The sequence below is a fragment of the Vibrio qinghaiensis genome, assembly GCF_002257545.1.
Taxonomy (GTDB): domain Bacteria; phylum Pseudomonadota; class Gammaproteobacteria; order Enterobacterales; family Vibrionaceae; genus Vibrio; species Vibrio ordalii.
On record NZ_CP022741.1, the window covers coordinates 924,616 to 938,506 of the forward strand.

At 43.9% G+C, this 13,891-nt stretch carries 11 protein-coding genes and 3 pseudogenes; 13 read left to right on the forward strand and 1 reads right to left on the reverse strand.

Annotated features, from left to right (window positions below):
• Positions 1-32 precede the first annotated feature (32 nt).
• The gene (locus CCZ37_RS04370) at positions 33-1,109 is read right to left on the reverse strand and encodes a 3-deoxy-7-phosphoheptulonate synthase (RefSeq protein ID WP_094499840.1); all 1,077 of its coding nucleotides are present in this window, start codon (positions 1,107-1,109) and stop codon (positions 33-35) included.
• A gap of 241 nt (positions 1,110-1,350) precedes the next feature.
• Here CCZ37_RS04370 and CCZ37_RS04375 point away from each other — a divergent pair, with 241 nt between their 5' ends.
• From CCZ37_RS04375 to tnpC, 13 genes and pseudogenes are all read left to right on the forward strand, one after another.
• Positions 1,351-2,301, forward strand: coding sequence for a LysR family transcriptional regulator (locus CCZ37_RS04375; RefSeq protein WP_094500791.1), 951 nt, complete (start codon positions 1,351-1,353; stop codon positions 2,299-2,301).
• 127 nt (positions 2,302-2,428) lie between these two features.
• Positions 2,429-4,351 carry a TonB-dependent receptor domain-containing protein gene (locus CCZ37_RS04380; protein ID WP_094499841.1) on the forward strand — a complete coding sequence of 641 codons (1,923 nt, stop codon included), beginning with the start codon at positions 2,429-2,431 and terminating at the stop codon, positions 4,349-4,351.
• A gap of 62 nt (positions 4,352-4,413) precedes the next feature.
• The gene (locus tag CCZ37_RS04385; RefSeq protein WP_094499842.1) at positions 4,414-5,295 is read left to right on the forward strand and encodes an alpha/beta hydrolase; all 882 of its coding nucleotides are present in this window, start codon (positions 4,414-4,416) and stop codon (positions 5,293-5,295) included.
• Positions 5,296-5,412: 117 nt separating this feature from the next.
• Entirely contained in the window at positions 5,413-6,321 is a 909-nt protein-coding gene (locus tag CCZ37_RS04390; RefSeq protein WP_244187285.1) for an alpha/beta hydrolase, read from the forward strand.
• Between the two features lie 259 nt (positions 6,322-6,580).
• Positions 6,581-8,490 (forward strand): annotated as a pseudogene (locus tag CCZ37_RS19140) (T6SS effector antibacterial DNase); the annotation flags it as partial.
• On the forward strand, positions 8,491-8,901 hold the full coding sequence (locus CCZ37_RS04400; protein WP_094499843.1) for a hypothetical protein: 411 nt from the start codon (positions 8,491-8,493) through the stop codon (positions 8,899-8,901).
• A gap of 124 nt (positions 8,902-9,025) precedes the next feature.
• Positions 9,026-9,221 (forward strand): annotated as a pseudogene (locus CCZ37_RS18835) (RNase H family protein); the annotation flags it as partial.
• Positions 9,222-9,568: 347 nt separating this feature from the next.
• Positions 9,569-10,276, forward strand: a complete 708-nt coding sequence (locus tag CCZ37_RS04405) for a helix-turn-helix domain-containing protein (RefSeq protein WP_094499844.1) — start codon at positions 9,569-9,571, stop codon at positions 10,274-10,276.
• Complete coding sequence (locus CCZ37_RS04410; RefSeq protein ID WP_094499845.1) at positions 10,273-10,977, forward strand: hypothetical protein; 705 nt, start codon at positions 10,273-10,275, stop codon at positions 10,975-10,977. The genes CCZ37_RS04405 and CCZ37_RS04410 overlap by 4 nt, the downstream gene beginning before the upstream one ends.
• Complete coding sequence (locus CCZ37_RS04415) at positions 10,974-11,645, forward strand: PP2C family protein-serine/threonine phosphatase (RefSeq protein WP_094499846.1); 672 nt, start codon at positions 10,974-10,976, stop codon at positions 11,643-11,645. Before CCZ37_RS04410 ends, CCZ37_RS04415 begins: the two co-directional genes overlap by 4 nt.
• A gap of 343 nt (positions 11,646-11,988) precedes the next feature.
• Entirely contained in the window at positions 11,989-12,309 is a 321-nt protein-coding gene (gene tnpA / locus CCZ37_RS04420) for an IS66 family insertion sequence element accessory protein TnpA (RefSeq protein ID WP_094499847.1), read from the forward strand.
• A complete protein-coding gene (gene tnpB, locus CCZ37_RS04425; protein ID WP_094499848.1) occupies positions 12,306-12,659 on the forward strand; it encodes an IS66 family insertion sequence element accessory protein TnpB in 354 nt (117 codons plus the stop codon). Before tnpA ends, tnpB begins: the two co-directional genes overlap by 4 nt.
• 59 nt (positions 12,660-12,718) lie before the next feature.
• Positions 12,719-13,878 (forward strand): annotated as a pseudogene (tnpC, locus tag CCZ37_RS04430) (IS66 family transposase).
• Positions 13,879-13,891: the final 13 nt, after the last annotated feature.

Sequence of the window (13,891 nt, forward strand, 5' to 3'; positions counted from 1 at the left end):
GAAGCAAGTAGGAGCTTCACCTTAGTGGTCGTTTACACTGGAGCGGGCTGACAATATTGCTGCTGTTGAAGTGTTGCGACCGCATCATCGAGCGTATTTAAAAAGCACATTGTATCCTCCCAACTTAAGCACTCATCAGTGATCGATTGACCGTAGCAGAGCGGGCCTTTATCCAAAGCTTGGCTACCGCCTTGCAAAAAGCTTTCGCACATTACCCCCGCAATGTGGCGCTCTCCAGACAGCAGTTGCTGGGCTATGTTGTTTATTACATCCAATTGATTCTTAGCGATTTTTCCACTATTGCCGTGGCTGCAGTCAACCACTAGCCTACTACTGAGTTGGCTATGGTGTAATTGATAAGCCGCACTTTTAACACTGTGACTTGCATAGTTTGGCGTGACACCACCACGCAAAATAATATGGCAATATGGATTACCTTGAGTTTGCACCGCAACCGGTTGTCCATTCTCACCCGCCATAATCAACAGATGTGAATCGTTAGCGGCATGAATCGCATCGATTGCAATTGTCGTATTGCCGTCAGTACCATTTTTAAAACCAATAGGGCAGTGCAATGCTGACGCGAGTTGGCGATGCGGTTGTGATTCAGTGGTTCTTGCGCCAACCGCACCCCAACAAATAAGGTCCGCGATATACGGAGCGATATGCGTATCTAAAAACTCAGTCGCTGTTGGTACACCTAGTGCTAAGACTGACTTGAGTAATTCACGGCTAGAGTTGAGCCCTTTGAGTAAGTTAAATTGACCGTTGAGATCAGGGTCAACCATGTATCCTTTCCAGCCAGTCCGCGTTCTCGGTTTTTCAAAATAGGTTCGCATCACCAACTTGAGAGTGCTGCTGAACTGTTTTTGTGCCTTTGCGAGTCGTTGTGCATAGTCAATTGCAGCCTCAGGGTCGTGGATTGAACATGGCCCAATAATCACCAACATCCTTGAGTCACGACCCGCCAAGATATTTTGAATATCTTGTCTGTGTTGGTGAACGGCCATTGATCGTTGATTATCGGTTTCTGATGATTGGTCTAGAAGGTAGAGATTGGGTAAAGGAGTGATTGATGAAGCGTTCATCACATTATGTAGAGATTTCATGGGCACTATCCGCATAAACATTACGATGTAATGATAATTATTATCATTAATTATTTTCGATAGTGTGAAACATTTGTACAATTGTCAATATGTAAACAGATTTAAATCAAAATGGGGGAACGCGTTTAAAATGAGCTGGTAGCAATGATCAATCACTAATATGTTTGTGATGATTGTGCTTTTTTATGCCCATTTGGCTGGTATTCTTGTATATACATATTTTTATCAAAGAGATTTCACTATGGACATATCTCAGGTTGATATCAATTCTCTACTGATTCTTAAGAGTTTACTCGAAGAAAAGCATGTCTCGAATACAGCACTGAGAATGAATGTTAGCCAATCGTCAGTCAGTCGTGCACTGCAAAAGATGCGCACGCTATTTTCCGATGAACTTTTGGTCCGAACCCATTCAGGCTATGAGTTAACGCCGAAAGCCTCGAATATTAAGCAAGACATCAATTTGGTGATCAATAGTTTAGAAGTATTGGTTAACAAACAGTCCTTTACTCCCCAAACGACGACAAGTACTGTACGATTTTTTGGACTCCAGCCGCAGATCAATACCTTAATGCCCACGGTGATTAGTGAGATTCGCTGTCAAGCGCCGAAAATGACCATTAGTATTGATACTACAGCTAAACGGCACTTCGAAGCCTTGATTGCGGGTGATGTGCATTTTGTTCTATCCGCTCACCAGCCCCCCAGTTCCGATCAAAATTTATACCGAATGACAGTAGCCAAACGTGAGTTTAAACTGCTCATGAGTCGGGAGCATCCGCTTGCCGAGCAAACTCTCTCGGCGGACAAATTACTCCATTGCTGCTTCGGACAAATTTCTTTGCAGGGAGAAAAAACCCTCTCGTTTGAACATAAATTTATTGAGCTTGGCTTAGTCGATAAAAAGAATCGCCTATCGGTCCCTGTCTTGCTCAGTCATTTCAGTTCTGCTGCGAATATCGCAGCGACAAGCGATATCATCTTCCACCTGCCAGCCGCTTACGCCGACGAGGCATGTCTAGATAGTCGCTTAATCACAAGAGAAGTCCCGAGCGAACTCCGCTTAGAATTTACCTCGGTATATCTCTATTGGCACAAGCGATTTCATGATGATGCGATGTGTGAATGGGTGCGTTCGATTTTCAAACAATACTATGTAGAAGATCATACGGAAAATCTGATAATTGCATAACTTGCAGTAGCGTTATGCAATATGCGGATAGTGATATTCGCATTCCCAAATACGATTCTAGTTGCTAATTATTATTACTACACATCTAATTGATAACAATTATCAATAGCGATATGGATGTGCCATTATGCAATCTGCCCTCTTTACTCGTCATTCTTTATCTACGATTGCAGTTAAACTCAGTATCATGGGGTTAAGCGTCGGTGTGCAGGCCCCAGTTCAGGCAGAAGAGATTGCCAAACAAACAATGGAGACCTTGGTTGTTACCGCCTCGGGTTATGACAAGGTCGTCACGGAGGCACCTGCATCGATCAGTGTGATTGACCGTGAGCGACTTGACAGCCGTTCCTACAAAGACTTAACCGATGCCCTGAAAGATCTACCGGGTGTGGTGATCACGGGGGGTGGGTCGCGTCAGGAAATTTCGTTACGAGGGATGCCTTCTGAATATACCGTTATTCTTGTCGATGGACGCAAACAGTCAGGTCGTGAAACACAAGTAAGTAGTGGGGGCGGTTTTGAGCAGGACTGGTTGCCACCACTCAATGCCATTGAGCGTATCGAAGTGGTCCGTGGCCCGATGTCGACATTATATGGTTCTGATGCGATCGGTGGTGTTATCAACATCATTACCCGCAAAGATTATCAGCAGTGGCACGGTAGCCTTCGCGCTGAAGCGACACTACAAGAAAATACGCAATCAGGTGACTTCTATCAAGGAGAGCTCTATGCTGCCGGTCCGCTTGTGGATAATTTACTCAGCGCTTCACTGTCAGGTTTGTATCAAGAGCGTAAAGAAGATGAGATCTTGTATGCCAATGGTGGTAAAGAGCTGCAAAGTTATCGCGCATCGTTTTATCTCACGCCAACGGATAACGATACGCTGACCTTCGATTATACCTATCATGATCAGCAACGCATCAATACTGAAAATAAGTCTCGAAAGGCAAATGCAGAAACCAATAACCATCGTCGCTCTTTCGGCTTGGCTCATTCTGGTACTTATAAGTGGGGACAGGGCCAATCGTATTGGACCCATGAAAAGGTAGAAAATGTGGGTCGTCAACTGGAAGTAGAAAATACCAGCGTCAATACACAATGGTCGATACCTGTTGGCGAGCATTATCTGACGGTGGGGGCCGCTTACGAAAAACAGCAACTGGATAATCGCCAGTTTTTGTTTAAAAACACCCAGTGGTCTTTGTATGCAGAAGATGAATGGTATTTAACAGACTTGTTAGCACTAACGGCAGGGCTTCGTTTGGATGATAATGACCAATTTAATACTCAACTGAGTCCACGTTTGTACGGCGTTTATACCTTAAATCACCATTGGACGGTAAAAGGTGGGCTCTCGACAGGGTATCGTGCACCCAGTTTGACGGAGATGGAAGGCGATTGGGTACAAGAAAGCTGCAATGGTCGCTGCGAGGTCTTTGGCAACCCAGATCTGAAAGCTGAAACATCCGTCAATACGGAAGTTGGGCTCTATTTTGTTGGCGATGACACGCTCACGTCGAACGTCACGCTCTTTTACAACCGCTTCGAGAATAAAATAGATACGGTCAATCTTGATGCAAACTGCACTGGCCGAGCTTGTGATGCAACCTACATCAATATCGAAGATGCTAAGACGTATGGAGCGGAAGTCTCTATCTCGAAAAATATTACGCAGACGCTGAATGCGGCGGCAACCTATACCTATACCGAGAGTGAGAAACAGTCCGGTGAGGATAAAGGATTACCACTCACTCAGATGCCTAATCATCTAGTGACCATTAATACCGATTGGTCTGTGGCAGATGATCTCAATTTATGGGCTCGGATCTCTTATCGAGGTGAAGAAAAACAAGCTATCACCAAAGATTCGAGTAACGTTTTAGCCCCTTCTATCACCTATTTTGATCTTGGTAGCAATTGGCAACTGAACGCCAATGTCAAGCTCATGGCGGGCATCTACAATCTGTTTGATCAAGAAACTACTTATCAAGAATACGGATACGTGGAAGGTGGGCGCCGTTACTGGCTTGCCATCAACACGTCATTCTAATATCCCTTTTAAACAACACTCTTCTGGTGATAAATGATCGCCAGAAGAGTTGAGAATTGATCATGAGAAAAGTTATTTATTTCCTGCTGCTGTGTGTCTTTACATCACCAAGTTTAAGTGCAGACGTTAATGCGAGAGTGAGCAAAGATATTGTCTATAAAACCATTGATGGACAAGATCTTAAGCTCAATGTCTATTTTCCTAAGACGTCCAGCGCTGAGCGTCCACCGTTACTGATTTGGATTCATGGTGGAGCATGGAAGAGAGGCAGTAAAGAGGCGATCGAAACGGATAATCGGCGACTGCTTGATTCGGTACTTGATCAAGGCTATGCCCTTGCAGCTGTTGATTATCGGTTAAGCGGGCAAGCGAGCTTTCCTCAACCGGTGATCGATATTAATGACGCGATCAATTTTTTGCATCAAAGGTCAGATGAGTACCATTTTGATGCTAAACAAGTAGTGCTGATGGGCCGCTCTGCTGGTGGGCATCTCGCTGGGCTAATAGGGACGCTCAACGCTCATCGCGAGTTGGGCTTTCCGTTTGAGCCAAAATACCAAGTCGCGGCAGTGGTGAGTTTCTTTGGGCCGATGGATTTATTAGCTCTAGGCAATGCGAAAGGCGACAAAACTACTCAAAATTCATCGGTTTCTAAATTTCTCGGCGCTATTCCAGCTCAAGCTCCGGAGCTGGCGAAACAAGCCTCTCCGATCAGCTATGTTTCAGCCCAAACTCCACCGTTTCTTTTGCTGCATGGCAACAAGGATAAACAAGTACCGATAGTGCAAAGTATTGAGTTTCAAAAACAGCTTGATCAACATGGAATTGAGAACCAACTTTTGATTGAACCAGATGTGGGCCACAGTGCGAAAGTCTTTGATACGGAGAAATATGTGCCTGCCGTTATTACTTTTATCCAACACTATTTACCGGTAAATAATTGAAGTCAATTGTCAATTATTATTGGTGACAGAGTGAAATGTAAATAAATGCAAAATGAATGGAGAAGTAGTTTCATTACTTTAACATTAGCTCGTGTACGATATTAAGAGGTCATTGTAATGAAAATAGCAACAGTGGTGCTAACAACCCTTATCAGTATTGTCATACTAGTTGGTTGTAGCGCGAGAAATAGGAATGAGACCACACAACTCCCTGTTCAAAAACAAACGATCGTTTATAAGACCGTGAACGGAAAAGAGTTGGCGTTGGATCTTTATCTACCCAATCAGAAACAAGCTACACCTTTACTCGTATGGGTTCATGGTGGGGCATGGATGCGCGGATCGAAAGATGAATTTGTCACTAAAAATGGGCAATTAGCGAACACGTTATTAAACCATGGCTACGCTGTCGCGGCGGTGAATTATCGCTTAAGCAGCGAAGCTACGTTTCCTGCACCTGTAGCGGATATTAACGATGCGATCAATTATCTGATCGATCACCATCAGCAATACTCTTTAAAGAGCGATAGCGTTGTGATGATGGGCCGCTCTGCGGGTGCGCATTTAGCGATGTTAGTGGCGACGTCTAATGCTCATGACAGTGGTTTTTACCTAGCAGGGCATGAGCCGCGTTATAAAGTATCCGCGGTTGTGGATTTTTTTGGACCGAGCGATCTTGTTGAGTTGAAAGGAAACAGCGGGGAAATCGATCATGACGCGCCAGACTCATCACAAGCCAAAATGCTGGGTAAATCCCCAAGAGAAGATGCTGATTTTGCTAAATGGGCTTCTCCAACAACTTATATTGATAACACAACGCCACCTTTTATTCTCTTTCATGGCCTCAATGATACGACAGTACCGTATAGCCAAAGTGAGTATTTAAAAAGTGTGCTTGATAATTATAACGTAGAGAATCATCTTTATTTGGTTGAGGGGGCTCACCATGGTGACCCGATCTTTGATACCGAGCCCTATGTAGTCAAAGTGCTGGACTTTATTCAGGCGAATTCAGGCGAGCAGTGAGTGATTAAAATGCATAGCTGTGGCATACCGCAGTAGATAATTTCCATGAAATTCTCCGGCTAAAGGATGCTATGTGACTGACAGAGCTAACTCATTTAATTATCTACAAATTTATGTCGGATACCCCGAATCGCTTGAGAGAAGACCTGAGAGAGGAATGCTCGGTATAAGGGGCGTTGTTTGGGTAGAAAATGAAATTGAAGGAAGAATGGATGGAATAACAAACTGTGTCCTTTTCTTTGATATAAATGTGCCACTTTGCAAAGTGGCTTCTAGCTCTATGGGTATTAGTGTTCCAGAAAACGTACAGGTCAAGCCTATAGGCTCTGGTGTAGTACGAGAAGCCTTTATTCCAGTCGTCCCTTCGGTGCAGCTTGGTGAGCGTTTGGGGTTGCCGACAGAAGGCTACTACTACCATTTTTACAATGGCCGCTTAGTTCAAGAGTACAAGCTGCTTGGCAATGGCAAGTGGGCATTCTACGCGACACGTTCAACCCACGAGCAGCTCAATGATGAGCAAGGCTATAACATCTATCAAAGCGCCATTCTGGTTTACTGGAAGCTCGAAGGTAAAGACGTTGAAAACCAACATCTGATTTATCTTGAACAGCCAATTACCCGAGAAGAGCTCGACAACCTCAATGATGACTGGTTGGCTCAACATGGTATCCAGCTTGATATCAACGAATTGCTTGCTGCACCCAAACAATCTGTCGCTGAAAGGCAAAACACTCAACCAGCGGAAACGCAGAAAGCAGAGAGTAAACCAGAAACGCATACTGTTGGGACGGATTCTAAAACCAACCAACGAGAATCATGGGGAGCCATTGCAGAACAATATGGTTTGTCGGCGAAACAGTTACTTGATTTGAATCCAAAGTACAATGCCGATCCGATGTCGTTGAAAGTCGGGGATACGCTGACCATTAAGGCCGTCGAACAAGACCAGACACTCCAGAAAAAGCGACCGATTTACCTCCGCTCTCTCCTTGTATCTATAGCTGCTTGGCGAATACGCATTATGATTATTCTGACTCGCTTATCTCAGGAACCCAGTTTAAGGCGATAAACAGCGATAGTCTGTTTGAGAAAGAATTGCCCGTCACGAACTTAACCACCATCACCACGGCTTCTAAAGCAACCGATTATGGTAAAACGGCACTCCTTGCGATCCCCGCAAATGGCGCAGCAACAAACCTTGGTATTCTGAGCTCCAGTACGACAAATACTATAGGCACATGGTCGATTTCAGGAGAAGCGTTAGCAGGCTTTGCGCGAATGGGGGGCTTTCTAGTCGCCGCCTTATGGCCGTCTCAGCTTGCGGATGGTACCTTAGACGGAAATCCAGATTTTGCGGCCAATGACACTACGACGATGCGTGTACGTTTCAATATGTATACGGACGAAAATGGTAAACAGCAAGTGGTCGGCATCAAAACGGGAGAGGGTAGTGCCTATGGTGAGCGAGTTGCGAAGCGTGAAGCGGTACAGAAAGGACAGCACTTTGTTGCTGAGCTAGATAATGGGATTACCATTACATGGACACCGGATGGTTCAACGGATGTACTGACACCTGATACTGTATTACCCGAAAATGATCAGCTCGATGTACACAACATTTGGGTGCGCCCGATTGAAGAACATCAACAAGAGATATGCACGGCTCTCTACCCCGAGGAAGAGCTTGCTGAGTATATTGTGACTTTCCCTGCGGATTCTGGCGTGTCCCCCTTGTACTTAGTATTTAATAAGCGTAGTGCTGGAATTACTATGGTAAAACCACTGGAAGTAGGCACTTATGGCGACTTAGCGCCAAGAAGCAAAAAGGATGGAATGGATATAGATCATATTCCATCTCAGGCGGCATTGTTAAGAGCTGCCGAAGAAATGCTTGGACGTCCTTTAACTGCTGATGAAAAGAAAGAAATTATTAACTCAGGTGCTGGAGTAGCGATCCCGAGAGAGATTCATCAAAAGTGTAGTGAAACATATGGTGGAAGAAATAAACTTGAAAAGCAGCAAGTTGATTCAGGTGATCTAGAAGCGGCAGTAAATTCGAATTTTGATGCGATTAAGACATGTTTAAAAGAAAATGGCTACACTGATGAGCAACTTGAGGACGCTAGAGAAGAGCTCCACCGCTTAGATAAAGCAAATGGATGGTATTAGATGAACTATTTAGATTTTATTGGCTGCACTTATCAAGACCTTGTGAAAAACCCTAAGTTTGCAGCGTTAATAACAGGTAATGTGCCATCGACGATGGATGGCTACACTGAAGAATTTTACATTCGAACTTTTGATAATGGGCTGGAGTTTCAATTTGACGCAAACAGCAGCGTTCTAAAATTGATTGTTGCCACGAATCCTAACTTCTTTATGGGCGACTTAAAGAATATCTCATCCAAGGAACTAGTTCATCAGATGATGGGGAAACCTGTTGAGTCGATGTTAGAGAAAAAAGTACCAGTACTTGGTGTTGTCGGAGCTTGGGACAAGTACAAGTCTGTGAATGGTCATGCTATTCAAGTCTTATATGAGGTTGGCTCTGCCAAGGTCAAGAGTGTTTTTTATCGATAACATATACCTTCAAACTGGTGTATTGAGACAAAAATAATGGGGAGCATGATTGCTCCCCATTGTCGTTTTTACCGCTGCTGGTGGCATTACTTTTCTTTGATGGCTTCACTGCCTTCGGCATTGTGATGGTTGGAAGAAGAAATGCTGGCGTAGAGCCGATAAAAAACAGATTAAGAATCGACGCTTGTGGTAGACAGTTCGATGAGCTGCGCTCTGACAAATATATCGAAGTCGAAAAGGTTAGAGCTCATTCTGGTGTAAGAGCGAATGAAATAGCCGATTCGCTAGCCGTTGATGCCGCTAGAAGCAATATCGATTGATGTAACAATGCGGTTTGTCAGCATAATCCAACAAGCCGCTATTGCCTGTTATTTGCGTTTTTCTAGATAACATATATCTGAAGGTGGATGCGATTTGGGGGCGAGGTCGGGCATTCGACTAACCGCTCTCTTAGCAAGTTTTTGCCCCAAACCTTGTTATCGAGTGGTTTACAGCGTTTTGCTGATAACTCATCATGCTATACATTACCTAATCTGACGAAAACATTTTAGTTCATCAGGTTCAACATTCATTTTTATCTAATTACCGCAAATTACTTGCAAAAGACCCTATCGTTTGCTTGAATGCGTTTGCTGTTCGCGAACAGCGAACGATATGGAGCAGGGTTATGCTAAAACCACAAGATCTATTAGTTACTTTTAAAATTTTGAGTTTTGAAATAGGTTATTCATCAGTAGAGAACAGAAATCACGACTTAAAGAAAGTTCCATGGGTAATATTTGAATCAATAAGTGTTTACGACAGGGAAAAGGATGAGGTTATCGTTTCTGATGAACCAGATGACTTTGAGGTTGCAGATCTAGAACTAATTGAACAGTTCATCCTCGATGGAGAGTCAGCAGAAGAACGAGCTAGTTGGACTTATAGAAAGTTGGCGCAACAACTTTTTATGTCCCTTAGTGAGGTAAGCCAAGCAATCAAAAGAGCGAGTAAAGCAGGGTTATTGATAAAAAGAGGGAACAAAGGTGTCCGGGTAAATAAGACTGTACTCATTGATTATGTCCGTTTTGGCGCTGGTGTTAGCTTTTTTGTCGAGCGTGGGAAAGTTGTGCGAGGTATCCCAACTGCTAATGCTGCTTCATCATTTGAAAACATATTTGCCTCTTCCGCTGAGTTTCCTACCGTCTGGCCTTGTGCCCGAGGGACGGTTAAGGGAATCGCAATAGACCCTATCTATAAATCAGTACCTAAAGCGGTTATGATTGACCCTTGGCTATATAAGCATCTGGCATTATTAGATATTTTTAGAATTGGTAGTGCGAGGGAAAAAGAGGAAATGCTACCTTACCTACTCAAGTTGAAGGAAAATTTATGACAGAACACGAAGCGTTAATACTACCCATTGCTCATTCTTTGGGTGAGGACTTATTGAAGCAGGTTGCATTTGTTGGTGGGGCCACAGTATCTCTTCACTTAGATGATGCACAGCCTATTGATATCAGTAGTACTAAAGACGTGGACTTTATTGTTTCTGTTTCTAGTTATTATGGTTATCAGCAATTGTCAGAAGAGTTAGGTCGCAGAGGATTCAAATTGTCTATACCCGAAAAAGGCGATGAAGCACCAATGTGCAGATTCGAATGTGAAGGTATTTTAGTTGATGTGATGCCTGATAAAGAGGACGTTCTAGGGTTTTCAAATCCTTGGTTTCAAGTTGGGCTCAAAGAGTCTGTCCCGTACACATTGCCTGATGGGTTAGAGATAAAAATAGCACAAGCTAAACATCTATTGGCTACAAAACTTGTGGCATTCGCCACCCGTGCACAGGATATGCTGAGCAGTAAAGATGCTGAAGATATTGTCGTGCTTGTCAATGGCAGAGACTCGTTGCTTGACGAAGTAAAAGAATCTCCCATTGATCTTAGGGAATTTATTCAAAAGGCAATGTCAGAATTCAAAGCGAACTCTGACTTTGATTACTTGTTGATGAATGCATTGGATGGTGAAGAAGAGGAAAGAATCGAAATAATTGAAGAGCGTTTTAATAATTTCTCATCTAAGGAGTTTCTTCTTTGACCCCTAGCATTTTAGCTTGTGAAGCAGGTGGCTTTGAGCAAGTCAATGCTGATTATGCAGATTATTGGCCAGCTCAGGGTGGACACTTCTATGTTGTTTGCGATGGCATCGATCATAACGAGAACACTGTTGCTGCTGTTAGTGAGTTTTGTGAGCTGTTAAAAGATGAGTTTTCAGCGAGCATCATTGGTGATGAAATTACTCTCGAGAATGCAATCATAAATGCTGTAAGGTCACTTGAGCATAGGAGAGCCAGTTTTGCATTTTGTATGACCGCAGCATTGAAATTACAGGATCGGTTAGTCGTTGCGCACTGTGGTGATTGTCGCTTAGGATTCTTAACGCCTGAAGGTGTTGATTGGCAAACAAAGGATGACGTTCCTCACCATCAATTGTATCACCGAGGAGTGTTGGATAGTGAGATGTACCTGAAAGCACGACACTTGGTTTCTTGTAAGATTAAACCAGCCTTTAGAAGAGAAAGCCTAAAGGTATTCTCGTTGGACAATTCAGCCCCCCAGTGCATGTTGCTATGTAGTGACGGCTTTTGGTCATATGTAGAGGTGGATCTTGAAGAGACTCCGGTTCTCAATGTAGAAATAATTGATAAAATGCTGCCAGAATTGACAAGCAGTGCATCTGATAATTTCAGTGTCATCTTGGTCTAGCTATTGGACGAAATTACACTTCCGAATAAAAAAACGAATAGTTGTCTAAAGGCGTGTCAGCGGGCTCATTTCTTGCGCGTTCAGGGCAAATACTCATACACATTCTAGTAATACGATTTTACCTTACCAAAAGCTATCTCCTGTTGTTCTCTAAAAAGTACAACGAAGGCCCCCTAACCTGAATAGAGTCTTCACTTTCAACCTAATATGTCTTGTAGTTCAAGCTACTGCTGCCAATCACCCAGTACCTATGCAGTCGTTCCGTAAGCGCGTCATAAACCCCACATTCTAATCATCCTCAGTCCGCCATAAGATCAAATCTCCAACCACAAGGAGATCTGAAATGGCAAAACGGCGCACCAACAAAGAATGGCAAACCCTGTTTGAAAAATACCAATCCAGTCAACTATCCCAGCGTGTTTTCTGCGAGCGCCATAGTCTGAGTCTTTCGACCTTTTATGCAAAGCGTCAACAATTGCAGTGCTTTGGGCAATCTCAAACTGGTGGCTTTATCAAAGCAGAAGTTATCGAAAAAACGACTCGCTACCAAGTAACTCAAACACCCGTCGCCAACATGACATTATTTATTAATGACGCTGAACTCAGCATTCCACAGGGTACACCTGCCTCGTATCTGGCAGAGTTAATCGGAGCACTATCATGAAACGAATGTTGAGCGCCCCGAATGTTTACCTGTATCGGGAGTTCGTGGATTTTAGAAAGTCTATCAATGGTCTGGCGGCGATTATCGAGTCCGAAACCGATTTGCCGCTCGGCACGGGCGCACTGTTCCTATTTACCAATAAACAACGCGATAAAGTCAAAGTGTTGTATTGGGATAAAACGGGTTTTGCCCTGTGGTACAAACGGCTCGAAAAAGCCAAATTCAAATGGCCCACTCAAGAGAAAAAACAGGTCTACACCCTGACTCAATTTGACTTAGATAGACTATTATCTGGCTTCACAATAATCGGCCATAAACCGATGAAAATAGACAATTTCACAATGAGTTAATCTCGATAAAAGTCAGTTATACCAAGCCTTGACGTGGTGTTTTTAGTATAATCAATGCCATGAAAAAGACGCCCGATATTAACCCAGAAAGCCAAGACATCGCCGAGCTTCAAGCTATGGTGAAAGCGTTGATGTCGGAGAAAAAAGAGTGGCAACAAGAGCGCCAATCCTTAATTGAGCAGTTTAAACTGGCCCTTGACCGTCAATTCGCCAAACGCTCGGAAGCGTTAAAGCCGTATAACGAAGCACAGGGTGACCTCTTCAATGAAGCGGAATGTGAAGCGGCGAAAGTTATCGTCAGGAAACCTTGTTCACCCAATCAGGTATCGAGTTATCGAGAACGACCATGGCAAGGTGGGTAATCCAGGTGAGTGAAAAGTTCAAACCGCTTTATCAGGCACTGAAGGCTCACTTACTCGAACAAGTGGTGGTTCAGGCCGATGAAACGCCGCTCAATGTGCTCAAGGAAGACAAGCAATGTTACATGTGGTTGTACTGCTCGGGAGCCGACTCCCCTGAAGCTAAACTCCCTGACATGAAAAATATCGTCTTGTTCGACTATCAAAACAGTCGCGCGAGAGTGTGCCCCGTGAACTTCTTGGGTGATTACTCAGGCTATCTGCAAAGTGATGGTTACGCGGCTTATGATGGATTAACCAACGTCACCAATGTCGGTTGCTTCGCTCATGCACGTCGTAAGTTCATGGAAGCGAAGAAGCTTCAGGGTAAGGGTAAAACAGGTAAAGCGGATGTGGCGTTAGCCAAAATCCAAAAGTTGTACGCACTTGAATCTCGATTAAAACTGGCTTCGGTCGAAGAGCGTTGGGCAGAAAGACAAGCGCAGGCTAAACCGATGTTGGATGACTTCTATGACTGGTTAACCACGCAGAAAGTCATCGAATCGAGTCCTCTTGGTAAAGCCATCAAGTACACCTTGGGTCAGTGGCCTAAGCTGATACGCTATGTTGAAGATGGGCATTTATCTATCGACAACAACCGAGCGGAACGCGCAATCAAATCGCTGGTCATTGGCAGAAAAAATTGGTTATTCTCGACGAATCCACTTGGTGCTGATGCGAGTGCTTTGCTGTATAGCATCATCGAGACGGCGAAAGCGAACGGACTGATACTCTACGATTACATGGTCAAATGTATGAAAGAACTGGCAAAGCCAGAGCCTGATATCAACTCACTGCTTCCTTGGAACTTCTCATACTAAAACGCCCCGTGGG

Coding starts and splice junctions, on each gene's coding strand:
- CCZ37_RS04370 (WP_094499840.1), bottom strand. CDS start 1,109: ATGAAATCTCTACATAATGTGATGAACGCTTCATCAATCACTCCTTTA.
- CCZ37_RS04375 (WP_094500791.1), top strand. CDS start 1,351: ATGGACATATCTCAGGTTGATATCAATTCTCTACTGATTCTTAAGAGT.
- tnpB (WP_094499848.1), top strand. CDS start 12,306: ATGAAACGAATGTTGAGCGCCCCGAATGTTTACCTGTATCGGGAGTTC.
- CCZ37_RS04390 (WP_244187285.1), top strand. CDS start 5,413: ATGAAAATAGCAACAGTGGTGCTAACAACCCTTATCAGTATTGTCATA.
- CCZ37_RS04405 (WP_094499844.1), top strand. CDS start 9,569: ATGCTAAAACCACAAGATCTATTAGTTACTTTTAAAATTTTGAGTTTT.
- CCZ37_RS04400 (WP_094499843.1), top strand. CDS start 8,491: ATGAACTATTTAGATTTTATTGGCTGCACTTATCAAGACCTTGTGAAA.
- tnpA (WP_094499847.1), top strand. CDS start 11,989: ATGGCAAAACGGCGCACCAACAAAGAATGGCAAACCCTGTTTGAAAAA.
- CCZ37_RS04410 (WP_094499845.1), top strand. CDS start 10,273: ATGACAGAACACGAAGCGTTAATACTACCCATTGCTCATTCTTTGGGT.
- CCZ37_RS04380 (WP_094499841.1), top strand. CDS start 2,429: ATGCAATCTGCCCTCTTTACTCGTCATTCTTTATCTACGATTGCAGTT.
- CCZ37_RS04385 (WP_094499842.1), top strand. CDS start 4,414: ATGAGAAAAGTTATTTATTTCCTGCTGCTGTGTGTCTTTACATCACCA.